The sequence below is a fragment of the Mesorhizobium sp. WSM4807 genome, from assembly GCF_055811615.1.
This window is the reverse complement of record NZ_JBVVQY010000025.1, coordinates 70,059-92,269: the sequence shown is the minus strand read 5'-3', so window position 1 is coordinate 92,269 and position 22,211 is coordinate 70,059. Positions and strand designations below refer to the sequence as shown.

Here is a 22,211-nt window from a genome sequence, read left to right as displayed (position 1 = left end):
CCAAACCAGAATCACGGCAAACGCAGCTGCAAACAGGACAAGCGCCCTGATGCGAAACCGGCTGAAGAGCGCGATGACGGTGGCGAGGCCGAGCAAGATGAAAAGGACGCAGGCCACAGCCCGTCCAAGCTCAGCCACGGGCAGGCGATACCACATCGCAAGTCCGGCCCAGGCAGTCAAGATTGCGACGGCTAGCGAAAGGATGATGGCAAGCGAGGTCCGAGCGATGCGACGCATTTATTCCCCCTCTGGCGGTCTGTCATTGCCTGGATGCCATTTCTCACGGAACGCTCAAAGACAACAACTCTACATGTCCATATTGGAGCACCAATCGGTCCGATACCATTTTCGCCGCAGATTTCGCAGGCGTGGAGCGAGCGAGAAGGTGCCCACGCGAAACGGACGCGCTCGGCATCGGCCGTTCGATGAAGTGACCGCGCGAGCTCACGGGCCCTAACAAGTTCCTTCATCCATCCATCCGTACCTCAAACACCCGTCCATCTACCCGGAACAGGTTCTCTCTGTTCCAGTCCAACAAAACCGATACTCGCCTCGCTGGAATATCTAACGCGACTCCGTCATGATCTTTCCGCCTTGCCGAGCGTCGCTGCCGAGCGCGGTGACGCCGACGCAGGTCATGAGAGTAGGCTAGGCCAGTGCAGCGGATCCACCCGACGACCTTTCTTTTTGCGGCCCGAGCCCTGCGCGATATGGGCGATGGCTTCGTGGCCGTTCTGTTGCCGGTCTACCTGCTCGCATTGGGCTTCACGCCTCTGCAGGTCGGCATCATCGCGACCGCATCGCTGCTCGGTTCAGCGCTCTTGACCATCGCCGTCGGAGTCCTTGGTGCCCGGCACGATCACCGCCGTCTCCTGCTTGCCGCCACCAGTCTGATGGTCGCCACGGGTGTGGCCTTTGCCCTGGTTCATGACTACGCGCTGCTTTTGGTGATCGCGTTCGCAGGCACCATCAACCCGTCGGCCGGCAGCGTCAGCGTGTTCGTGCCATTAGAGCATGCCGTGCTCACACGCGAAGTCACTGATGCCGCCCGGACCAAGATGTTCGCGCGTTACAGCTTGGTGGGCGCGCTTGCAGGCGCCGTTGGCGCACTCGCTTCGGCGACCCCTGATCTTGTTGCTCCATCCGGCCTCGACCAACTCACCGGCATCAAGGCCATGTTCGTGCTCTACGCGTTGCTCGGCCTGCTCGGCGGCCTCTTCTACGCGCGGATCCCGCAGCGCCGTCCCGCGTCGGACACAGGTACCGCGTCCGCGCTCGGCCCCTCGCGCAATATCGTTCTCAAGCTTGCGGCCCTTTTTAGCCTTGATGCTTTCGCCGGCGGCTTTGTCGTCCAGTCGCTGCTTGCCCTATGGCTTTTCGAAAAATTCGACCTGTCGCTTTCGGAAGCGGGATTTTTCTTCTTCTGGTCCGGCGTGCTTTCGGCGTTCTCATTCCCCGTTGCAGCTTGGCTGTCCCGGCACATCGGACTCATCAACACGATGGTGTTCACACACATTCCGTCCAGCATCGCCCTGATGCTGGCGGCGCTTGCGCCGACGCTACCTCTGACACTGGCCCTGCTGCTGGTCCGCGCTGCGCTTTCGCAGATGGACGTCCCGACGCGCTCATCTTACGTCATGGCCGTTGTCACGGAAGCGGAGCGGGCGGCGGCCGCGAGCTTCACATCTGTCCCGCGCAGTCTGGCCGCGGCAGCCAGTCCGGCGCTGGCGGGCGCTCTGCTTGCTGCCTCTTTCCGAGCTTGGCCCCTCCTCATCTGCGGTGCATTGAAGATCATTTATGACCTGCTGCTGCTGCTGCAGTTCCGGCACTTGAAGCCCCCAGAGGAGCGGTGATGCCGCCTTGTCGGTTCGTGGCGTTTAGCCAGGAGGGATCGATCGCGGCGGCAAAGCGGCGGACGATACCATGTCGAAGGGGGCCATCATCGGGGTAACAAAAGCCAGGTTGGACGATAAGGCGGTGTAGACATGCACCGTCGCCGTGACCGATGTCGATCACGAGACTTTCCTGAAGAGCTTTTTCACCCGGTCCGATGCTGAGAAGATCGACGAAAAACGAGATGGGTTGGAGATATCCAGGCTCTACATACTGATCGCCGGGGGGCGCGAGCAATTCGTCAATTTGAAGTTCCCGGCTTCGCCGACAGCGGGCGGATTGATGGTGGCTAGTTCCATCGCTGACGACTGAGCAAGCCAGGACGACACCGTTACTTCACAGGATTTCGTGGAGCGCAACGGCGACAAGGACCGCGCCGGCGACCGCTTCGACCGAGCGGGTCACGACCGCGACGAGTTTCGGACGCGATTTCAGCAGACTGATCAGCTGGCTGCGGAAGAACACCGTGACAAGGCTCGCAGCGCGTCCGCCACCTGGCTACGTCACCGAGCGATCACGGGTTCCATCCGCCGCTGCCGTATTGACGGGTGATGATCTCGAGAAGATGACCGTTCGGGTCCTTGAAATAAACGCCGCGGCCGCCGTCGTGGTGGTTGATCTCGCCCAACTGCGTCCGGCTGGGGTCAGCCCAGTACGGGAGGTTCCGTTCACGAATCCTACCGAAGATCTCGTCGAACTCGGCTTCGCTGACCAGGAAGGCGTAATGCTGCGGCGTGATTTCGCCGTCGGTATCCATATAGTCGAGATTGGCACCGTTTTCGGTCGTAACCATCTGGAAAGGTCCCCAGCGCCTCGGGGCTGGAAGGCCAAGCATTTCCGCCAGGAATTTTGCCGACGCCTCGCTGTTGCGGGCCGGCAGGATTGTGTGGTTGAAATCGATAGCCATGCGATCACTCCCTTTGATCTCTCCTCGCACGTCGTTGTTCCACGACTGAAGCGCTGCTGCACGAAATGGGGTCGAAGGCCTAGTTGCTCAAGCCGGCGTGGCAACACGCCCGATGACCTGCACGGGGTCAGCCTCATGAATACGGGCGATGGTCATTTCGCCGCTATCCGGCACCTCGCCGGTCAAGCCGGTGATGTTGACCTGATGCGTGACAAGGATGGCAGGTCCGCCGAAACGCTGCCCGCGGAGCCAGGCCAGAAGGGCAGCGGTGCGCTCCTCGCCCGCCGAACTGTCGCCAAAGAACGAATTGAGCAGCTCAAGAGGCACAACTTCGCCGATCCCGAGCAGGCGAGCGGTATCGATGCAACGACACCACTGGCTCGAATAGACGGCTGCCGACGAGATGCCATTCGCACGGAACAGGTCGCCGATCGCGCGGGACTGTGCACGACCTTCTTCCAACAGATTCCGCTGGGTGCTGCACTCACCGAGCCTGAAGCCAGGCGGATCGCCGGAGCCTGGGGCTGCGGCATGGCGCAGCAAGGCAATGGCTTCTCCGGATCGCAGGGCTGCCCAGAATGGCTCTGAGGCGTGTGCCTTGCCGAGGGCAGCCGCTCCGAGCGACAGGACCAGAAATTGCCGACGTCCAATTCGCATCTCGCTTCTCACCTTTCCGATAGCGGCCTTGGCGAGTACCGGCAAGCTACCGCAGGTCGTGAGCCTCGTCGAGCAAAGCCGACCCCGTGCCCGACGGCTTTGCCGTCCACGATCCGCCAACGAGCCGGTCCGACTTAGGCCTCCTCGCAGTCGGGCGCCGTTGAGCTCCTAGGTCCAATCACTCACAGGCATCATGCCGGACACCGTCGAATGAGTAAGGCTTTTCGATGGAAGCCGGTCATCCGGTGGATGTCGGCCGAACCGGAACAATGGTATCCTGTAGGGAGTATTCGGGGAGGCGACTGCATTGACCGAGAGCTTGGAAGCCGAAGAGGCGAGAGGTTGGTCGAATCTGCTGCTCGCGGCAGAAAGCGGCGATGCGGAGGCCGTTCAAGCGGAATTGGCGGCCGGCGCCAATATCAACGAGGCGGACGGCGGCGGCTGGTCAGCCCTTCATCTCGCAGCCCTCAATGCCCGCACCGCGGTGGTCGAGGCGTTGATCGAACACCCAGCAATCGATGTGAATTCCAGAAACAAATGGAAGAGCACGCCTTTGAGCCTTGCTTCGGCCAAGGGCCACTACGCCTCTATTTTAGCCCTGGTGAAACATCCGGAAATAGAGATCGATACAAGAGCCGACTACTACGGCAGAACGGCCCTTATTGAAGCAGCAAAGAACGGGCATCTGGATGTCGTTAAGTTGCTTGTCGAGAATGGCGCCGACGTGAATCTTACTGACAAGACCGGAAGAAACAACGCGCTTATCGAGGCTATCAAGGGACGGCACTACGAGGTCGCGGGATACCTGCTTGATTCTCGGAAAATGAACTTTCTCAACAAGGATATGAGGCTGAACGCCCTGATCTGGGCTGGAAGCTGCCATAACCCTCAACTCATCGAAAAGCTGGAAGTCTCGATTCATACTTTCTTCGAAGGCAAGTGAAGGTCCCGCTTCCGCCGCGGTGACCATGTCCGAGGTCTTGCCCTGGCCGAATGTCCTCGATCGCCGCGGGCCGCCTGTGGAGTTCCCTTCCAAGATCATTCAACCAATCGGTTGACAATTCGAAAGCGTGTCTCTATATTCAACTACATGGTTGAATTAGAGACACTCCAGATCGACGCGGTTTTTCACGCGCTTGGCGACGCCACCCGCCGGCGGATGCTTCGCGACCTCGCCGGCGGCGAGCGAACGGTAAGCCAGCTGGCGGAACCCTTCGCCATGTCGCTGGCGGCGGCCTCCAAGCACATCAAGGCGCTGGAGAATGCCGGGCTTATTCGTCGAGAGGTGAGGGGCCGCACGCATCTTTGCCGCCTCGAACCCGGACCGCTGGCCAGCGCCCACCAATGGCTGAGCTTCTACGAGCGCTTCTGGACCAACCGTCTCGACGTTCTCGAACGTCTCCTTCGCGAGGAGGACGCACGAAAAGCCCAGGATGATGCGCGAAAAGCCCAGGATGATTCCAGGAAATCGTCCAACTCAAAAGAAGGAGACGACTAATGAACCAGATGAAATCCATCGAAGCCTATGGCGAGCTGACCGAGCCCGCCACGTTCACCATCCAGCGGCTTTTGCCCGGCCCCATCGAGCGGGTCTGGGCCTATCTCACCGAGAGCGACCTGCGCCGGCAGTGGATGGCCGCGGGCCAGATGGAAATGAAGGCCGGCACCTCGTTCGAGTTGGTCTGGCGTAACGACGAGCTGACCGATCCGCCCGGCCAGCGCCCCGCGGGCTTTCCCGAAGAGCATCGGATGGAGGGCCGCATCACCGAGCTCGATCCGCCTTACAATCTCGCCATCACCTGGGGAAACACCGGCGGCGTTTCCTTCTTGCTGGAGCCGAAGGGCAACGATGTGCTGCTCACCGTCGTCCATCGCCGGCTGCCGGAACGCGCAATCCAGCTCAACGTCACCGCCGGCTGGCACATGCACCTCGACATGCTGGCTGCCCGCCTAGCGGGCAAGACGCCGACCTCCTTCTGGGATGGCTGGAGCCGCCTGCGGGAAGAGTACGACCGCCGCCTGCCGGCCTGACACGATCGCTTCGGCCACCCCTGAAGTCACCGCCCAGCCTCCACCGGCATCGGCCCTTGGAGGCTCGCACACCAGCAACGAACCGACGATGAAACGTGCTTGCATTTCGCAAGCCCGATGGAGGAAGTCATGCGCAAATTGATCACCGGAATGAAGGTTTCCGTCGATGGCAAGATGGAGGGACCCGAGGGTTACGCCGATTGGGTTGACGCGTGGTCGGAGGAGTATGGGCTGACGCCGCAGATCGATGCCTGTCTGCTCGGGAGCGTCATGTACGCCGGCTACGAGCGCTATTGGAGCGCGATCCAGAACGAGCCGGACAAGCCGCTGCCGATGACCGGCAAATTGCCGACGCCGGCGGAGCTCGAATGGGCCCGCTTTGCCGAACAGACCCCGCATTATGTGCTGTCGAACACAATGATTTCGGCGGCCTGGCCAAAGACGCGCTTCATGCGGAGCCTAGAAGACGTCGCTGCCCTCAAGCAGCAGCCGGGCAAGGATATCTATCTCATGGGCGGTGCGCGAATGACCGCGAGCCTTATCGATGTCGGGCTGGTGGAAGAACTGCGGCTGATCGTCTATCCGCTGCTCGTCGGCGAAGGGAAGGCGCTGTTTGGAGCAACGCAAAATCGTCGCGGGCTCGAACTGCGGAAGGTTCAGCAGCTCACGGATGGGCGCGTGAGCCTGGTCTATGGAATTGGCTAAAGCGCGTCGCGTCTGAGAGGATTCATGCGACGCGCTTTAGGTTTTTGTTTTTATGCATGTCGTTATCCCAAAACCGCTGCGCACTTTTGGGCGACATGCATTAACTCAGCCGGTCTTCGGAGATTTCGCAGCGCTGCCGGCTGAAATTTATTCCTGAAAGGCCACGTCGCCGGTCAGAGGGAAACCGATAGCCCACCGTCAACGGCCAGTACATGTCCGTTGACGTAGGCGGCAGCGTCGGAGGCGAGAAACACCACGGCTCCGCCGAGCTCCTCAGGCTGGGCCCAGCGGCCCGCCGGGGTTCGTGTCTCGACCCATTTGGTGAAGGCCTCGTCGCTCATAAGTGCGGTGTTGAGCTCGGTGGCGAAGTAGCCGGGGGCAATCGCGTTAACGGTGATGCCGTGACGGCCCAGCTCAGCGGCAGTGGAGCGTGTCAGCCCGTGCAGGCCCGCCTTTGCAGCCACATAGGCGTGAATGGTGGGACGGCCAAGTATCGCTGCAACCGATCCGGTGTTTATTATGCGCCCGAACTTGTTTGGCAGCATCAGGCGCACCGCGTCGCGCATCATGCGGAAGCAAGCCGACAGATTGACAGCAATCACTTGGTTGAAATCCTCGTCCTGCCATTCGACCAACGGACTTCGATGCTGGATGCCGGCGTTGTTGACCAGAATATCGAGGCGGCCGTGGCGTTCGACGATTCCTTCGAGCGACGCCCTTGAGATCGCCGCGTCGGTGACATCGAACGGCAGGGCTTCGGCCCCGATCCTTTCGGCCGCCGCAGCGAGGGCGGCCGGATCGCGGGCATTGACGATCACTGTCGCGCCGTTTTCCGCAAGTGCCTTGGCCATGGCGAAGCCGAGACCACGCGAAGCACCCGTGACCAACGCGACACGGCCGTTGAGCGAGAACAATTCCGACATTGATATCCCCTACAAAAGGGCGGGAGTTTTCTCCCGTCCAATAGCGCTATTTGGCGATGCAGGTATCCGCTGTCTCCGGAGTGCAAATGTCAAGGCCGGTGTGGATCGGGTCGCCCGGCGGAGCCTTGCCGTCCTTCATGTCCTTCAGCATCGTCTCTAGCCCATTTCGAACGGCCGCTGGCCGGCCTGGCCAAGCAAGAAACCTTCCTTCACAATCTTTTATTCGAAGGAGACCGGCATCCATTGTTGGAGGGGGGCAGGTGACCCCTGAGCAGATCGTCACTGCGCCGGCTTCGATTGGAACGAGCTTCGGTTCCGACTATCCAGGGCCAAAGCAGAGATGTCCCGCGGGTGTTGACCGACCGGCCTTTGAGGCGGCGAAGGATCTGAAACATGTTCAGGCCTATATAGAACAGTTCCAGGCAACCACGTTAAGCATTGGCCCCGGCCGGCTGTAAAAAATAGCATTTTTCGAGGGCGAACAGTTCAGGCGCGGGCGTGGATTGCGGGGTGGGCCGCGGAGTTCGGCGCCGAAGTGATGACGGCAACCGAAAGAATGGGACTTGCCATGTTGTAGGATGACCGTATGATCGGACCCATGACTACGGTTCATCCATCTCTTCAACGCGAAGCTTCCGGCGCAATTGTTGAGCTGCCCGCGCAGTTGGCGGGTGATGCGCGGATAGACGGACGGTCGCCACTGGCAGAGCGCTACCTCCTCGATTGGGGTCGCGACAGGCGCGGAAGTGCCCGCTTCATCGTGCGTCCAGGATCCGTGGCAGACGTCCAGGCGTTTGTGAGATGGTGCTCGCAGAGCGGTGTGGCTATTGTCGTGCAGGGTGGCAATACCGGACTTGCAGGTGGCGCCATTTCCGACAGTTCGGACTACGCAGTGCTGTCGCTTGAGCGTCTCAATCGGATACGCTGCGTCGATCCGCTCGACTTCACGCTGCAAGCGGATGCCGGTGCCGTGCTGCAGGACGTCAAGGACGCCGCTGAAGCATCCGACATGATCTTCCCTCTCGCGCTTGGCGCGCAGGGATCGTGCACGATCGGCGGCAATGTCGCGACCAATGCGGGCGGCATCAACGTGCTGCGCTACGGCATGACGCGTGATCTGGTGCTCGGGCTTGAGACGGTCCTGCCGGACGGGACACTGTGGAGCGGCATGAACGGGCTCCGCAAGGACAATCGCGGCTACAGCCTGAAGCAATTGATGATCGGTTCGGAAGGAACGCTCGGGGTCGTCACGGGCGTCGAGGTAAGGCTGTCACCCCGGCCGACGCAGGTCGAGACCGCCTATGTCGGATTGGGCAGCTTCCGCCAGGCATGCGAACTGTTCCGGATGGCGAGGCATCTCTGCTCCGACCTTCTCAGCGCGTTTGAGGTCATCGGCGAGGAGTGCCTGCCGCTGGCCCATCTCATCGATCCGAAGCTGCGCTCGCCGTTGACGCAAGAATGTCCGGTTCATGCGATCGTCGAACTCGCCTGCGGGCCAGGGATAGATGCCGGCGGACTTCTTGAAACGATGCTGGCGCGCGCCCTTGAGACCGACCTGATCAAGGACGGCGTCGTCGCGCAAAGCCGCTCCCAGGCCGCCGCATTCTGGGCAATCCGGGAGGGCCTAGTCGAAGGGCAGGCGCGGCGCGGCTTTCACGTGCGCACCGACCTTTCGGTTCGCCTCAGCCAGGTGCCGAAGCTGATCGAGCAAGCACGCGCGTGCATCGTGCGCGAGTGGCCAGGCTGGACATCCCTGACCTATGGCCACGCGGGTGACGGGAACATCCATTTCAACGTGCTGCCTCCCATAGATTGCGAGCCCGGCGAAGCGAGGACCGTAGGGCAGGCGGTTTTGACCCGACTCTATGAACTGGTCGGCGCGCTCGGCGGCTCGTTCAGCGCCGAGCATGGCGTCGGTCGCAGCCGCAGTCACGTGTTCTGGGCCGGCCTGTCGCAACGCGAACGGCAGCTTCATACCGCGATCAAGGCAGCCTTCGATCCGGCAGGCCTGTTCAATCCCGCGTGTCTCATGCCTGGTCCGGGCGATTTGTAGGGGAAAGCCGCATGAAGCAGCGTTCGTCCATCATCGGCAGCGTGGAGGCGCTTCCGCATCGCGTCGCCTCGCATCTGAGCCGCGAGATCGAGGGCGGCGACATCATCCCAGGAGCCCGGCTTCCCACCGAAAGCCAGCTCGCCGACAAGTTCGGCGTCAGCCGCAATGTTGTCAGGGAAGCGATTGCGCAGCTTCGCGCCGATGGCATGATCGAGGCGCGTCAGGGGGTGGGCGCATTCGTCATGGCGCCGGAACAGCGGACAGCCATCCGGATCGACCGTGAAGCACTGAAAGACCAGCGCAACATGGAGCAGCTCTTCGAGCTGCGCAGCATCCTGGAGACCGAATCCGCCACGCTGGCCGCGGCGCGCTGTACATCCGATGATCTTGACGCGATCAAGGCTGCGCTGGACCGCATGGGCGGCGAGGAGCGCTGGGAGGATGGCAGCATAGAGGCCGATCTGCTTTTCCATCGGGCGATCGCCCGGGCCACCGGCAATAGCTACATCTACACCTTCATTTCGTTCGTCTGCGAGCAGATCCGCCAGTCGATCCACTATGCCCGCCTCACCAACCCGCTGCACGACCTGGTCGAGGTCAACGTCGCCGAGCACGTGCGGATCTACGACGCGCTCGCCGCGCATGATCCGCAGGCTGCCGGCGAGGCGATGCGCCGGCACATCGATGGCGCGGCATCGCGGGTAGGCGTCGAACTCACCGCGAAGATCAATCGAGGCAAGTGACCATGTCGCTCGGGCAGACCAAGGCAATCACCGATATCTGCCTGCTTGTCGAGGATATCGACCGCACCATCGACTTCTACACCCAAAAACTCGGCTACCGGATCAGACGGCGCGCCGAGGGCTTTGTCGATTTTCATTCCGAGCGTGTGACGCTCGCCGCATGGGAACTGGATCACATCAATCGCCACTGCGGCGTCTCGAATGTCCGTTCTCCGAAGCAGGCGCACAAGGCGTGCGTTGCCATGGAACTCGAAAGCGCCGGCGAGGTCGACCGGCTCTATACCGAGCTGTCGGACAAGGGAGTGCCGTTCGTCGGGCCGCCCGGCGACTATGTCTGGAACGCGCGCTGCGCCTACTTTCACGACCCGGACGGGACGCTGTGGGAGCTCTACGCCTGGACCGGCGCCGGACCGGGCGACTATCACGACACGCAAGAATGATTGGATCGCGACGGCCTCGCGAGAAGGGCCGCGCCGCATGCAAACAGTCCAACAAAGGAGCAAGAAGATGAGTGGGAACACATCGCAGTGGAATCGCAGATCGATCCTGAAGGCCGGCGCCGCCGGCCTGGCGGCTTTCGGGCCGGGACTTCAGCTGTTTGGCGCCAGCGCCTCGGCTGCCGCCAAGCTCGTCGTCCAGTATGACTGGCTGATGTCGAACGGTCAGATCGGAGACGTCGCAGCCGTCGCCAATGGCTATTTTAGCCAAGCCGGGCTCGAAGTCGAGTTCAGCCCCGGCGGACCGAACGCCGCCACCGTGCCGCCGGTGGTGTCCGGTGCCGCCCAGCTCGGCCAATTCTCCGAATCGCCTCAGCTCTATGCCGCGCGGGCAAGCGGCGTCCCGGTGAAGATCATCGCCTGTGGCTATCGCACCGGGCCCTATGCGCTGACCTCGAAACCGGCGAAGCCGATCCGGTCGGCGGCGGATCTGAAGGGCATGCGGATCGGCACGCAGCCGACCGCGCGCTTCGCCATCGACGCGATGCTCGCGAAGAACAAGATCGACCCTTCCGAAGTCACCATCGTCAATGTCGGGTTCGACAAGGCGCCGCTGGTTCGTGGCGACGTGGATGCGATCGGCGGCTGGATCACCAACACGCAGGCGCTCAGCGTCGTCGGCGATGATCGCATCGATCTTCTGTTGTCGGAGCTGGGCTTGGCGTCCTATGCCGACGTTTACTTCGCGACCGACAGCGCCATCGAATCCGATTCCGAGACCCTGGCAAAATTCATCGGTGCGGTCGCCAGGGGGTGGGGGTGGGTCCACGCCAATCCCGAGCAGGCGGTCGACAAGCTCGTCGCGGCCTATCCCGAGATCGACGCAGGCTGGGAAAAGAAGACGATCCCCCTGGTGCTGAAACTGTCGTTCGACGAAAACACGAAAAAGGATGGATGGGGCACGTTCGATCCTGCCTCGATCGAGAGCCAGATCGCGCTGCTTGACCAGATTGGCCAGTATCCAAACGGCAGGCCGAAGGCCGAGGACGTCTATACGACTGAGATTCTCGAACTCAGTGCGGCTGAACGGCCGAAGCTCGGCGCACCTGCCTCTTGATGGCCGCGCCGGCCATCGAGACCTCCGGGCTCGACGTCGGCTATCCCGGCCGGCGCTCGCCAGTGACGGTGATCTCCGGTCTCGAACTGACAGTCGAGGCCGGGACGTTCCTGTCGATCCTAGGGCCTTCGGGGTGCGGAAAGTCAACGTTTCTGCGGGTTGTCGCCGATCTTTTGGCGCCACTTGCGGGCACGATACGCGTGATGAGCGAAACGCCGTCGGCGGTGCGCTCCGGCCGCGGCGTGGGTTTTGTCTTCCAGGACTCGACCCTTTTGCCGTGGCGCACGGCGCGCGAGAATGTACGACTGCCGATCCAGGTGGGCCGCCGCAGCCTGTCACGCATGATAGACGACCGGGCCGACGAGCTGCTCGAACTCGTCGGCCTGTCGGCGCTCAGTGAGCGCCTGCCGCATCAGCTTTCCGGCGGACAGCGCCAAAGGCTGGCGATCGCCCGGGCGCTGCTTGGCGAGCCACGCCTGCTTCTGATGGACGAACCGTTTGGCGCGCTTGACGAGATCACCCGCGATCGCCTCAACGACGAACTGCTGAACCTTTGGCGGCGGACCGGAACGACCGTGCTGTTCGTCACGCATTCCATTGCCGAAGCGGTCTATCTCGGGCAGCGCGTGATCGTGCTTGCAGCGCATCCGGGACGGATCGTCGCCGACCACGATCTGCGTCCGCTGAAGGGGCCGGACAACAGATGCTCGCGCGAGGATCCGGCGATCGTCGCGGCAATGGCCAGGATGCGCTCCGCCCTTGGAGCGGCCTCGTGAACCGAGGCCCGCTTTCGCCGTTCGCACAAACCGTGCTGCCGATCGTCGGCGCCGGCTCGCTCGTTCTCGCATGGCAATTCCTGCTGCCGCTCGCCGGCGTGCCGGCATACATCGTTCCGACGCCGACCGCGATAGCGGGCGTGTTTGCCAGGAACGGATCGCTTCTCCTGTCGAACCTCTGGCCGACGGCCATCGAGGCGCTCTCCGGCTTCGTGCTCGGCAACCTCGCCGCAGTGCTGCTGGCGGTCGTCTTCGTGCACAGCCGTACGCTTCAGGCTGCCTATTTTCCGGTCGTGTTGTTCTTCAATACGATCCCGGTTCTTGCGCTGGCCCCGGTCGTGATCCTTATCTTCGGCCTCGGCATGCTGCCCAAGATTGTGATCGCGGCAGTGATCTGTTTCTTCCCGACGCTCATCAACATGATCCGGGGGCTGGAATCGGCGAGCCCCAGCGAGCACGAGCTGTTTCGCGTGCTGTCGGCGACGCGTTGGGAAATATTCTGGCGCCTGCGCCTGCCGCGTGCGCTGCCAATGCTTTTCGCTTCGCTGCGGATCGCCTCGGCGACCGCGGTGATCGGCGCGATCGTTGGCGAATGGATCGGCTCCGACAAAGGTCTCGGTGCGCTGATCATCCAGGCAACCTTCAACTATCAGTCCGACCGACTCTACGCCGCTATCGTGCTCTCATCGCTGTTGTCGATCGGGTTCTTCACGACGGTCGTCGCCGCTGAGCGATGGTCCGTTCGCTACCGTTGACTGGCTGGTTCCCGGGGATCGCCGCTTGGCGTCGCACAGGGGACTTTGCTCTACCGCCCAGGCGAGGGTTGGCCTTTCCTGTGTCGGCCTGTACTATGACCAGTGCTTGCAGGGGATAGGGGAGCTCGAGCGTGGGGCTGGGTCGGAATTTCCGCCGTTGGGGGATGTGGGCCTTCATCGCCGTCTTGGCGCTTTCGCCGCATGCGGCGTCGGCCGACACAATTACGCCCGAGCGGATCACTGCCGCCCTGTCGAAGCTCGAACTGCTCGCCGAAGGCGTGATCAAGGACGGTGGCGTGCCCGGTCTCGCCATCGGCGTCGTGCATGGCGACGAGGTGGTCTTCCTCAAGGGTTTCGGACATCGCGAGGCCGGCAAACCGGAGGCCGTCGATCCCGACACGGTGTTCCAGATCGCCTCCCTCTCCAAGCCAGTCTCCGCCACGATAGTGGCGGCGCTGGTCAGCGACGAGATTGTTTCCTGGGATGCGAAAATCGTCGATCTCGATCCGGCGTTCCGGCTGTCCGAGCCCTATCCGACCAGTGAACTCACGGTCCGCGACCTGTTCTCGCACCGCAGCGGACTTCCCGGCACGGCCGGCGACGACCTCGAGGACATTGGCTATGACCGTGCGGAGATCCTGCGTCGCCTGCGGTTCGTGTCGCCGTCGTCGAGCTTTCGTGCCGGCTACTCCTACAGCAATTTCGGACTGACCGAGGGCGCCGTCGCGGCCGCGAAGCCGACGGGCAAGCCTTGGGAGGAGATCGCCGAGGAGAAGCTCTACCGTCCGCTTGGAATGGATTCGACCAGCTCCCGTCATTCGGACTTCATCAAGCACGCCAATCGCGCTGCGCTCCACGTCAAGATCGACGGCGTCTGGGCCGCGAAGGTAAAGCGCGATCCGGATGCGCAGGCGCCTGCGGGCGGCGTCAGCTCTACAGTACGCGATCTCTCGCAATGGGTGCGCCTCGTACTCGGCAATGGTGTCTATGCCGGCGAGACACTCATTAAAGCCGACGCGCTGGACCAGACGCATGTTCCTCTGATGGCTCGCGGCAGGAACCCCGTCTCAGGCGGCCAGTCCTTCTACGGTCTCGGCTGGAATGTCGAATTCGGCCGGCACGGCCTGAGCTGGGGTCATGCCGGCGCCTTCAGTGTTGGCGCACGCACCCTGGTGACACTTTTTCCGGAGGAGAAGCTTGGCATCGTCATTGTCGCCAACGCCTTTTCGACAGGCGTGCCGGAGGGGCTGTCCGACAGCTTCGCCGATCTTGTCTTCGACGGAACGGTCGAGAAGGACTGGGTCAAGGCATGGGATGATACCTATGCGAGCCTGTTCGGCCCGGCGGTCGCGGCGGCCAAGGCCACCTTTGGCGCGCCAGCGTCTCCGGCAAGGTCGGCCGGGCCGGCCAATGCCTATGCGGGCCGTTACTCCAACGACTTCATTGGCGATGCGATCGTGTCGAGTGCGGGAGACGCCCTTGTGCTCAAGGTCGGGCCGGCCGGCGCCCGGTCCTATTCATTGAAACATTTCGACGGCGACCTCTTCCTGACGTTCCCGGACGCCGAGACGCCGGACAGGCCATCGGGCGTAGGCTTTGACATCGGCCCCGACGGCAAGGCCTCGGCCATGACCATAGAGTTTCTCGACGATAACAATCTCGGCACGCTGCGGCGCGTGGGTGACTAGTGTCAAAATCACCAGTTATCCCCCGGCAAGAGGCGGCATCAACACTGCCTGACAAGGTCGACCTTCCATGCTTCGGGTCTGCCGGACGCCATAATCATCGAAGGGGAGCATCAAGGTGAACGAAGACGCCGCCACTCCAAGGCCTCTCGCGGAGATCGCCAGCTATCACGCCCATATCTACTATGACGGGCCGGCCGAGCGGCAGCATGCCGAATGGCTGCGCCTTCGCATCGGCGAACGTTTCCGCGTGCGCCTGGGCAACTGGCGCGACGAGCCGGTTGGCCCGCATGAGCAGGCCATGTACCAGGTCTCGTTCGCCACCGGAGCTTTCGCTACCCTGGTTCCGTGGCTGATGCTGAATCACGGCGGCCTGAGCATCCTCGTCCACCCGAACACCACTAACCCCAAGCGCGACCATCTGGTCGACCCGATCTGGATAGGCCGCCCGCTGGGGGTGCACGGCGAGGTTCTCGGCGAGGAGGATGAGGCGGAAGAGGCGCTGGAGGTGAATACGGAGCCGACGCTGGGGGCATAGGGGAGGACGAATTATTGCTGGTGGCGGCCTTGGCCAAAGACAACTGTCCGCCTTGGGGCCGAAAGCAGCGCTTGTGGTGCAGGGAAGGACGATAGCGGACCTTCAACCTTCAAGGTCAAATGTCGTGACTTGACCCATTGGCGACTTTGGATTCCGAGCAATCGACCGTCGCTTCGCGTAGGGACCGTGCTGCGTGGAACCGCGGAAGGAAGAAATAGGCAGCGAAGGAAGCGGACATTTGAACGTTGCCTAGATCAGTCCATGTCGATCCGCGCACCTGTCGCCCCGTTCAGCAATCGCTTCAGGTGGAAGCTCGCAAGCTGGTCCTCCGGACGCCTGCCTACTTCAGCAGCAAACGCGGCGAGCGCACCGGGATCGCCGGCCTCCAACTTGGCAAATGCCGCGAGGTAATCCTTCGTCGCGAGGTCGTCGCATTGCTCAGGCCGCAATGGCTCGAAAGCGCGCAGCGACTCCGTTCGTCCTCTCAACACGAGGTCGCCCACCGGCCGTCCCCAGAAATTCCCAACTTGCCTCGCGACGCGCTCGCTCACGCAGATACGCGTGCCTAGTTGCTTGTTGGCGGCTTCCAGCCGCGCCGCGATGTTGATTGTGTCCCCATAGGCTGTGTAGTCGAAGAAGCGCGTGCCGCCAAAATTGCCGACGATCGCCGGCCCGGCATGGACGCCGATGCGGGTCGCTCCCAAGGCGGCTCCATTGTCGTGCCAGCGCTTGCGACAGTTCTCGGCGAAGGCGTCGAGGTCGAGCGCGCAGGCGACCGCCCGCGCCGCGTGGTCCGCCTGCTCGCCCGGCGCGCCGAACAGCACATGCAGCGCGTCGCCGATGATCTTCGTCACCGTACCTTCATGCGCGAACACGATGTCGGTCATGCCGGCGACGTATTCGTTGAGCAGGGCGCCCAGAGCCACCGGCTCGATCGCCTCCGCCAGCGAGGTGAAGCCGGCGATGTCGGTGAACACCGACGCGACCTCGCGCCGGCATCCGGCCAGGTCGATCCCTTGCTGGTCGCTTGCCAGACGCTCGGCGAGGTTGGGCGAGAAATAGCGCGACAGGGACGCATGCGCGCGCTCGGCAGAGAACTGGCGCCGCCGGGCCTCACGCAGTACTTCGAGATGTCGCAGCGTCTTGGCGATCGTCGCCTCGAGGTCGGCGAAATCGATCGGCTTGGTCAGGAAGTCGAAGGCGCCGCGGTTCATCGCCGTGCGGATATTGGCCATGTCGCCATAGGCCGAGACGATGATGGTCGAAAGCTCTCCCTCCGCTTCCTGCAGCTTTTGCAGTAGCGACAGCCCATCCATGCGCGGCATGTTGATGTCGGTCACCACCATGTCGAGGTCCGGGTTCTGTCCGACGAGACCGAGCGCCTCGATACCGTCGCGCGCGAATAGGAAGCTCACCTGCCCGTCGCGGATCTGTCGGCGAAATTTCTGCAGCACCAGCGACTCGAGGTCCGGCTCGTCGTCGACGACCAGGATGCGCGACGTCACGCCGCCCATCCGAGCTTGGCCTCGATCACGCCGCGCAGCACCAAAAAGTCGATCGGCTTGTCGAGCAGCGCCTCGGCGCCGTTTTCGAGCGCCTTGCGTTTCGTCTCGGCGTCGCCGTAGGCGGTGATCATGATGACCGGCACATCAGGCAGCGCGGCCCTTGCCCTTGGCAGCAGCTCCAGCCCGCTCATGCCGGGGGCCATGTTGATGTCAGACAGGATCAGGATCAGCGAGGCGGCCTCGGCCCGTTCGATCAGCTGCAGCGCCGCTTCCCCAGACAGCGCGAACTCCATGACGAAGTGGCCGGCGCGCAGATCGCGCCGGAACTGCTGCCTGAACAGCGGCTCGATGTCGGGTTCGTCGTCGACTACGAGAATCAGCACGCTCATGCTCGCTCCTCCGCCTCCGCCTCCGCCTCCGGCTCAGGCTTCGCCGTCGCCACGCCGCTGCGCGGCAGGACGATACGGAACTCGGTGAACGATCCCGGCACCGTCTCGACCTCGATCGTGCCGGAATGCTGCTTGACGATGATATCGTAGCTGAGCGACAGGCCAAGCCCGGTGCCTTCGCCGGCGGGTTTGGTGGTGAAGAAAGGATTGAACATCTTCTCCTTCACTTCCGGCGGGATGCCCGTGCCATTGTCGCGGATGCGGATTTCCACCGCGTCGCCGAGGTTTTTCGTCGAGGCGGAAAGCATCGGCTCGTAAGCTGCGCCGTTGCCTTCGGCGCCGCGCTTTGCAGTCGCGTAGAAGCCGTTCGCGATCAGGTTGAGCAGCACGCGGGTGATCTCTTGCGGGTAGAGATCGACCGAGCCGGCCCGCGGATCGTAGTTCTTTTCTAGCGTGACGCTGAAATCCTTCTTTTCCGCGCGCGCGCCGTGATAGGCAAGACCGAGGCTTTCGTCGACCAGCGAGTTGATGTCGACGACGCGATGCTCTCCGGAGCCCTCTCGCGAATGCATGAGCATGTTGCGGACGATGGAATCGGCGCGCTTGGCGTGCTGCACCACCTTGTCGAGATTGGCCTTCAGCGTATCGCCAAGCTCCTCGACCTCGGCTCTTGTGCCGCCGTCGATTCCCGCCCCTTCCAGCACCGTGCGGATGTCGTCGACCAGCTCGTTTGACAGCAGCGAGAAGTTGCTGACGAAGTTGAGCGGGTTCTTGATCTCGTGGGCGATGCCTGCGGTGAGTTGGCCGAGCGAGGCGAGCTTTTCCGTCTGCAGCAGCCGTCCCTGTGCGGCCTGCAGATCCTGGAGGGATGCCGCCAGTTCCTGCGTGCGCGCCTGCACCTGATCGAACAGCCTGACGTTCTCGATCGCGATCACGGCTTGGTCGGCGAACGTCTGCACAAGTTCGCCTTGGCGCGAAGTGAATGAATTCGGTTCCATCTTCCCGAGGAAGAACACGCCCTCGACCTTGCCTTCCCTGAGCATCGGAACACCCATCAGCGCCCTTGTGTCGGTGATTGCCCGGAATTCCTGCAGATTGAAATCCGGATCCTCCTCTACGTCGGGTATATACTCGATACTACCCGAGAGGGCTACGCGTCCCGAAAGCCACCGGCGGTCGATTGCGATCGGATGATCCATCGTCCAATCGGTTTTTCTCTCGGAGATAGTGGCGCGGCCACGCAGCATGTCGCCGTAACGAAGGAAGATCCCACCATAGCTTGCTCCGCACAACTTGGCGGCCGATTCGACCAGAGCGTTCAACACGGTCGGCAGGTCGAAAGCCGCGCGGCTGATCACCTTGAGCACATCCGCCGTCGCCGTCTGCTGCCTCAGCGCCTCGCTGACATCTGCGGTACGTGCCTGCACCTCGTCGAACAGGCGCACGTTCTGGATGGCGATCACCGCTTGGTCGGCGAAGGTCTTGAGGAGGTCGATCTGATTGGCGCTGAAGGCCCGAGCCTCAGTGCGCCGGATCATAAGCGCTCCGATCGCTTTTTCTTCCTGTAATAGCGGAGTGGCGAGAATCGCTCGGAAGCCAAGTTGGCGGGCCATCATTCGGCCAGTTGCAAACTCCTCTCCGGCGACCGTCAAGTCATGAACGTGGACCGGCACTCGATCCAATACGGCGCGGCCGGTGACTATGTCCCGTGATAACGGCAAGCCACTGTCGTCAATCGGAATCGGCCCGTGGTGCGCCCCCACGGCCAGCCTGTCGGAGCGCAGCAGATAGATCGTCGCATCATAGGCGTCGCAAAGCCGGGCGGCACTTTCAGCGACTGCGTCCAGAACAGGCTGAATATCCGTCGGAGACCCGGCGATCACTTGCAGTATCGCGCCGGTCGCTGTCTGCTGCTCCAGCGCTTCCGTCACTTCGCGTGTACGCGCCTGCACCTCGTCGAACAGGCGCACATTCTCGATCGCGATCACCGCCTGGTCGGCGAAGGTTTTGACCAGTTCGATTTCCCTCTCGTTAAAGGGCCGCACCTCGGTGCGGATCATGGCAAAGGTGCCAAGGAGTTCGCCTTCACGAAGCAGCGGCACTGCAAGGACGGTGCGCATGCCGCCGACCGCGGCAATCGCCGAATGTGTATATTCGGGGTCCACGGTGACATCTTCGACCTGGATGACGCGCAGTTCTTCGGCAGCGCGCCCAACAGCCGATCCGCGGCCGGGTTCCGTCTGGTGCGTTTCGCCATACTCCCTGAAGCCCGGGGGAAATCCGGTGATGGCCGCATATTCGAACCTGCCATCGATAATTCGTTCGAGGCAACCCTTGTCCGCGCGACACAGCCGGACTGCCGATTCCACGAGAGTGTCCAGCACCGTCTGCAGGTCGAAGGCGGATGCGCTGATGACTTTCAGCACATCTGCGGTCGCCGTCTGCTGTTGCAGCGCCTCGCCGAGTTCGGCCGTGCGCGCCTGCACCTCGTCGAACAGGCGCACGTTCTGGATGGCGATGACAGCCTGATCCGCGAAAGTCTCAGCAAGCTCGATTTGCTTCGGCGAAAACGGCCCGGGTACCTTACGCAGCAGGAGCAGCAAGCCGATGAGCGTATCTCCGCTCATGAGGGGAACGCCTAGTATGCCGCGAACGCCACGCTTCCGCGCTACGTCCACGAAAGTGAACTCGGCGTCGGCCTCGAAATCGGGAATATGAACTGTTTTGTGATCCAGCAGCACGCGGCCGGATGCAGATCCGCGTCCGGCCTGACGTTTGATCATCGTATGATTTCGTTCGGCTTCCGTCTCGTCGCTGAAACTAGCCGCCCATTGGAAGCCGTCCTCGACCAGGTGGTAGAAATCTACAATATTCGCGCCACATAGCCGAGCTGCGGACTCTGCCAGCGTATCGAGCACCGATTGGAGATCAAATTTTGAACGGCTGATAACCTTGAGCACGTCGGCAGTCGCCGTTTGTTGCTTCAGCGCTTCGGTCACTTCGCGGTTGCGCGTTTGAATCTCCTCGACGAGCCGTACGTTCTGGATGGCGATGACGGCCTGATCGGCAAACGTCTTGAGGAGTTCTATCTGCTTCGCGCTGAAGGGTCGGACCTCTCTATGGCGGATCATGAGGGCCCCGATCGCTTCGCCTTCCCGCAATAATGGAGTGGCAAGAACCGTGTGGAAGCCGAGCTTCTCAGCCATTTTTCGTCCGGTAGCAAACTCGTCTCCGGACGCGAGCAGATCGTGAACATGGACGGGCGCTCGATCCAGCACGGCGCGGCCGGTGACAATGTCGCGCACGACCGGCAAGCCATCTGCGCTAACTGGGATCGGCCCGTGATGCGCCCCGACGGCTAGCTTCTTACCGCGCAGCAGATAGATTGTCGCGTCAAACGCATTGCAAAGTCGTGCAGCGCTTTCGGCGACGGCGTTCAGCACGGGTTGAATGTCCGTCGGCGATGCGGCAATCACTCCAAGGATAGCGCCAGCCGCCGCCTGCTGTTCGCGCGCTTCACTCAGTTCCTTGGCGAGGACCTCAATCCTAGCTTGGAGTGCGCTGTATGATTCCCGCATGTGCAGATCCTGGCCTTCGGTCCACAACGCTGCCCACAAGGTCGAGTCAAAAACCATAGGCAGAATGGAACCGAAAAATCTAGGCCACCCGCAATCATCCGCGGTATCAAAAGCTGCTCGAACTCGCCGGATAACCCAGCGCGGTTGAACGCAAACGCAGCAGTGCGGCTTTGCTGGCGGCAAGGCCGTCAGCTTACCAGTCTGTAACACCTGCCAGGAGTTGGTCCAACAGGGCCGGTCCGCTGGTCTCCACCAGCCTGCGCCAAGAGATGTCGCGCGGGCAGCATACATCGACATGAACGGCGCGCAGCGCTTTAGCGTCGGGATGGTCGCGTCCCTCGAAGCGTAGCCAGCGGTCGATGAGGTCGCCGCGGAAGAGCTGATAGTCATCGGCCGTACCAAACTCGATCACAGCGCCGGCGATCCGCGCGTCGGGCCGCTCAAGGCGGATCGCCTGACACAGAAGCCCGCGGTACTTCGGCTTGACGCCCGTCTTGAACGCGCTGTCCTCATTGGTTGCGAGCGCCCACCAGCCGCACGCCGCGCGGTGCTCTTCGCTTCCAGGCACGTCGAAGATCAAGTGCACGATTTCGCCGAACTGGCCGATCCCCGTGTGCCAGTCGAGGAAGCCAATCGTGCTCGCGCCAGAAAGATGCTCCCGAACTATGCGGCGGAACGTAACATTCGACCAGGTCGGCGACTGCCCGCCATACATGAGCCCATCCGGCCGGTGCCACTGCCCCTGCCAAACTTGTCCCTCGAGCGCCCAGCCATGCGCCTCGAAATAGGTCTTGTAGGTGCGGTGCAGTTCCAGTACGCGCGCCGCGTCCGACGGATCGGAATGCAATAGGTCGACGACTGCGTCGTAGGCCGGATTTGCGACTGCAGCACCGTTGTCAAAGTCCAGGAAGTTTTGGTTGATATCAATATTGTTCTCGTCCGTGCGCGTGCGATGCGAGAATGCCCAAGGATTGATCGCGTGCACGAGTACCAGCCGGATGCCCGATGGACCGCCAATGCGAGATGACAGCCAGCGGGTCAGGATTGCCGAGCCAGAAAAGGCTTCCGAGCCGTGCGTGCCGCAGATCACGATCGCGGCACGCTGCGCAGTCTCGGGGCCAAGGCAAGCGACGTCGGTCGCGAGCGCTTCGCCAGCCTCGCCCAGCAGCCCTGCTCGCGGATAGCTCGTCAACCGCGCCCCGGCTCCCGCGCAGGCGACCAGGAACTTGCCGCGCGCTTCAGCATAGCTTTCGGAGAAGCTGTCCATCGGTCCCTCGGCGACAAGCGACCTATTGTGACCACGCGGATGGCGAAGTGCAATATCGGTGCAATATCCGCTTTTGGTGCAAAGCTGCCTGTTGCCTCTGCTCTAACGATGTCCGGTTTTTGGGAATGGACCCGACGGTTGCAATGACCGCCATTAGGCGCAAAGCGGTAATTGATGTGCCGGGCGCAGGGGTCGCCACGGTTCAATTCACAGCCGCTGATCTTGACGTCGTCCGACCTTATGCGAAGCTGA

22 protein-coding genes and 1 pseudogene are annotated in these 22,211 nt (G+C 62.3%); 14 read left to right on the top strand and 9 right to left on the bottom strand.

Features of this window, described 5'->3' with window-relative positions; all coding sequences use genetic code 11:
- Window positions 1–237, bottom strand: a pseudogene (locus AC0L3N_RS26185) (DUF4105 domain-containing protein); the annotation flags it as partial.
- A gap of 473 nt (window positions 238–710) precedes the next feature.
- Between AC0L3N_RS26185 and AC0L3N_RS26180 the strand changes: the two are divergent.
- The gene (locus AC0L3N_RS26180) at window positions 711–1,853 is read left to right on the top strand and encodes an MFS transporter (protein ID WP_473550346.1); all 1,143 of its coding nucleotides are present in this window, start codon (window positions 711–713) and stop codon (window positions 1,851–1,853) included.
- Between the two features lie 145 nt (window positions 1,854–1,998).
- Window positions 1,999–2,205, top strand: coding sequence for a hypothetical protein (locus AC0L3N_RS26175; protein WP_473550336.1), 207 nt, complete (start codon window positions 1,999–2,001; stop codon window positions 2,203–2,205).
- A 24-nt stretch (window positions 2,206–2,229) separates the two neighbouring features.
- On the opposite strand, the gene AC0L3N_RS26170 is transcribed toward AC0L3N_RS26175, so the two are convergent.
- The 3 genes from AC0L3N_RS26170 to AC0L3N_RS26160 form a co-directional block, all read right to left on the bottom strand.
- Window positions 2,230–2,358, bottom strand: a complete 129-nt coding sequence (locus AC0L3N_RS26170) for a hypothetical protein (protein ID WP_023799128.1) — start codon at window positions 2,356–2,358, stop codon at window positions 2,230–2,232.
- Between the two features lie 49 nt (window positions 2,359–2,407).
- On the bottom strand, window positions 2,408–2,800 hold the full coding sequence (locus AC0L3N_RS26165) for a VOC family protein (protein WP_473550335.1): 393 nt from the start codon (window positions 2,798–2,800) through the stop codon (window positions 2,408–2,410).
- An 87-nt stretch (window positions 2,801–2,887) separates the two neighbouring features.
- Window positions 2,888–3,343: a histidine phosphatase family protein gene (locus AC0L3N_RS26160; RefSeq protein WP_473550333.1), complete on the bottom strand. Its 456-nt coding sequence runs from the start codon at window positions 3,341–3,343 to the stop codon at window positions 2,888–2,890.
- A gap of 421 nt (window positions 3,344–3,764) precedes the next feature.
- Here AC0L3N_RS26160 and AC0L3N_RS26155 point away from each other — a divergent pair, with 421 nt between their 5' ends.
- The 4 genes from AC0L3N_RS26155 to AC0L3N_RS26140 all read left to right on the top strand — a co-directional run bounded on the left by AC0L3N_RS26155 (window position 3,765) and on the right by AC0L3N_RS26140 (window position 6,193).
- The gene (locus AC0L3N_RS26155) at window positions 3,765–4,400 is read left to right on the top strand and encodes an ankyrin repeat domain-containing protein (RefSeq protein WP_473550332.1); all 636 of its coding nucleotides are present in this window, start codon (window positions 3,765–3,767) and stop codon (window positions 4,398–4,400) included.
- Between the two features lie 147 nt (window positions 4,401–4,547).
- Window positions 4,548–4,955, top strand: coding sequence for an ArsR/SmtB family transcription factor (locus tag AC0L3N_RS26150; protein WP_473550330.1), 408 nt, complete (start codon window positions 4,548–4,550; stop codon window positions 4,953–4,955).
- Window positions 4,955–5,488, top strand: coding sequence for an SRPBCC family protein (locus AC0L3N_RS26145; protein WP_123148156.1), 534 nt, complete (start codon window positions 4,955–4,957; stop codon window positions 5,486–5,488). Before AC0L3N_RS26150 ends, AC0L3N_RS26145 begins: the two co-directional genes overlap by 1 nt.
- Window positions 5,489–5,617: 129 nt before the next feature.
- Window positions 5,618–6,193 (top strand): dihydrofolate reductase family protein, encoded by a 576-nt coding sequence (locus AC0L3N_RS26140; RefSeq protein WP_123148173.1) that lies wholly within the window; start codon window positions 5,618–5,620, stop codon window positions 6,191–6,193.
- A 173-nt stretch (window positions 6,194–6,366) separates the two neighbouring features.
- On the opposite strand, the gene AC0L3N_RS26135 is transcribed toward AC0L3N_RS26140, so the two are convergent.
- Window positions 6,367–7,116 (bottom strand): glucose 1-dehydrogenase, encoded by a 750-nt coding sequence (locus tag AC0L3N_RS26135; RefSeq protein ID WP_123150935.1) that lies wholly within the window; start codon window positions 7,114–7,116, stop codon window positions 6,367–6,369.
- 586 nt (window positions 7,117–7,702) lie between these two features.
- On the opposite strand from AC0L3N_RS26135, the gene AC0L3N_RS26130 reads away from it, so the two are divergent.
- From AC0L3N_RS26130 to AC0L3N_RS26095, 8 genes are all read left to right on the top strand, one after another.
- Entirely contained in the window at window positions 7,703–9,169 is a 1,467-nt protein-coding gene (locus AC0L3N_RS26130) for an FAD-binding oxidoreductase (RefSeq protein ID WP_473550328.1), read from the top strand.
- Between the two features lie 11 nt (window positions 9,170–9,180).
- Window positions 9,181–9,912 carry a FadR/GntR family transcriptional regulator gene (locus AC0L3N_RS26125; protein ID WP_292192908.1) on the top strand — a complete coding sequence of 244 codons (732 nt, stop codon included), beginning with the start codon at window positions 9,181–9,183 and terminating at the stop codon, window positions 9,910–9,912.
- A 2-nt stretch (window positions 9,913–9,914) separates the two neighbouring features.
- A complete protein-coding gene (locus AC0L3N_RS26120) occupies window positions 9,915–10,352 on the top strand; it encodes a VOC family protein (RefSeq protein ID WP_287097901.1) in 438 nt (145 codons plus the stop codon).
- A gap of 67 nt (window positions 10,353–10,419) precedes the next feature.
- Window positions 10,420–11,466: an ABC transporter substrate-binding protein gene (locus AC0L3N_RS26115; RefSeq protein ID WP_473550327.1), complete on the top strand. Its 1,047-nt coding sequence runs from the start codon at window positions 10,420–10,422 to the stop codon at window positions 11,464–11,466.
- On the top strand, window positions 11,466–12,242 hold the full coding sequence (locus AC0L3N_RS26110; RefSeq protein ID WP_473550325.1) for an ABC transporter ATP-binding protein: 777 nt from the start codon (window positions 11,466–11,468) through the stop codon (window positions 12,240–12,242). The genes AC0L3N_RS26115 and AC0L3N_RS26110 overlap by 1 nt, the downstream gene beginning before the upstream one ends.
- Window positions 12,239–12,997: an ABC transporter permease gene (locus tag AC0L3N_RS26105; RefSeq protein WP_473550324.1), complete on the top strand. Its 759-nt coding sequence runs from the start codon at window positions 12,239–12,241 to the stop codon at window positions 12,995–12,997. Before AC0L3N_RS26110 ends, AC0L3N_RS26105 begins: the two co-directional genes overlap by 4 nt.
- A gap of 131 nt (window positions 12,998–13,128) precedes the next feature.
- Window positions 13,129–14,685, top strand: a complete 1,557-nt coding sequence (locus AC0L3N_RS26100) for a serine hydrolase (protein WP_473550323.1) — start codon at window positions 13,129–13,131, stop codon at window positions 14,683–14,685.
- 115 nt (window positions 14,686–14,800) lie between these two features.
- Window positions 14,801–15,220: a DOPA 4,5-dioxygenase family protein gene (locus AC0L3N_RS26095; RefSeq protein ID WP_123150955.1), complete on the top strand. Its 420-nt coding sequence runs from the start codon at window positions 14,801–14,803 to the stop codon at window positions 15,218–15,220.
- Between the two features lie 254 nt (window positions 15,221–15,474).
- Here AC0L3N_RS26095 and AC0L3N_RS26090 read toward each other — a convergent pair whose 3' ends face one another.
- From AC0L3N_RS26090 to AC0L3N_RS26075, 4 genes are read right to left on the bottom strand one after another with little or no spacing between them, the layout of a single operon-like run.
- Window positions 15,475–16,725: an adenylate/guanylate cyclase domain-containing protein gene (locus tag AC0L3N_RS26090; protein WP_473550321.1), complete on the bottom strand. Its 1,251-nt coding sequence runs from the start codon at window positions 16,723–16,725 to the stop codon at window positions 15,475–15,477.
- A complete protein-coding gene (locus AC0L3N_RS26085) occupies window positions 16,722–17,114 on the bottom strand; it encodes a response regulator (protein WP_473550320.1) in 393 nt (130 codons plus the stop codon). The genes AC0L3N_RS26090 and AC0L3N_RS26085 overlap by 4 nt, the downstream gene beginning before the upstream one ends.
- Window positions 17,111–20,989 carry a GAF domain-containing protein gene (locus tag AC0L3N_RS26080; protein ID WP_473550318.1) on the bottom strand — a complete coding sequence of 1,293 codons (3,879 nt, stop codon included), beginning with the start codon at window positions 20,987–20,989 and terminating at the stop codon, window positions 17,111–17,113. The genes AC0L3N_RS26085 and AC0L3N_RS26080 overlap by 4 nt, the downstream gene beginning before the upstream one ends.
- Window positions 20,886–21,959, bottom strand: a complete 1,074-nt coding sequence (locus AC0L3N_RS26075) for a DUF2817 domain-containing protein (RefSeq protein ID WP_473550317.1) — start codon at window positions 21,957–21,959, stop codon at window positions 20,886–20,888. The genes AC0L3N_RS26080 and AC0L3N_RS26075 overlap by 104 nt, the downstream gene beginning before the upstream one ends.
- Window positions 21,960–22,211 lie beyond the last annotated feature (252 nt).

Coding starts and splice junctions, on each gene's coding strand:
- AC0L3N_RS26115 (WP_473550327.1), top strand. CDS start 10,420: ATGAGTGGGAACACATCGCAGTGGAATCGCAGATCGATCCTGAAGGCC.
- AC0L3N_RS26075 (WP_473550317.1), bottom strand. CDS start 21,959: ATGGACAGCTTCTCCGAAAGCTATGCTGAAGCGCGCGGCAAGTTCCTG.
- AC0L3N_RS26165 (WP_473550335.1), bottom strand. CDS start 2,800: ATGGCTATCGATTTCAACCACACAATCCTGCCGGCCCGCAACAGCGAG.
- AC0L3N_RS26145 (WP_123148156.1), top strand. CDS start 4,955: ATGAACCAGATGAAATCCATCGAAGCCTATGGCGAGCTGACCGAGCCC.
- AC0L3N_RS26140 (WP_123148173.1), top strand. CDS start 5,618: ATGCGCAAATTGATCACCGGAATGAAGGTTTCCGTCGATGGCAAGATG.
- AC0L3N_RS26180 (WP_473550346.1), top strand. CDS start 711: ATGGGCGATGGCTTCGTGGCCGTTCTGTTGCCGGTCTACCTGCTCGCA.
- AC0L3N_RS26150 (WP_473550330.1), top strand. CDS start 4,548: ATGGTTGAATTAGAGACACTCCAGATCGACGCGGTTTTTCACGCGCTT.
- AC0L3N_RS26080 (WP_473550318.1), bottom strand. CDS start 20,989: ATGTCGATGTATGCTGCCCGCGCGACATCTCTTGGCGCAGGCTGGTGG.
- AC0L3N_RS26135 (WP_123150935.1), bottom strand. CDS start 7,116: ATGTCGGAATTGTTCTCGCTCAACGGCCGTGTCGCGTTGGTCACGGGT.
- AC0L3N_RS26120 (WP_287097901.1), top strand. CDS start 9,915: ATGTCGCTCGGGCAGACCAAGGCAATCACCGATATCTGCCTGCTTGTC.
- AC0L3N_RS26125 (WP_292192908.1), top strand. CDS start 9,181: ATGAAGCAGCGTTCGTCCATCATCGGCAGCGTGGAGGCGCTTCCGCAT.
- AC0L3N_RS26110 (WP_473550325.1), top strand. CDS start 11,466: ATGGCCGCGCCGGCCATCGAGACCTCCGGGCTCGACGTCGGCTATCCC.
- AC0L3N_RS26085 (WP_473550320.1), bottom strand. CDS start 17,114: ATGAGCGTGCTGATTCTCGTAGTCGACGACGAACCCGACATCGAGCCG.
- AC0L3N_RS26130 (WP_473550328.1), top strand. CDS start 7,703: ATGATCGGACCCATGACTACGGTTCATCCATCTCTTCAACGCGAAGCT.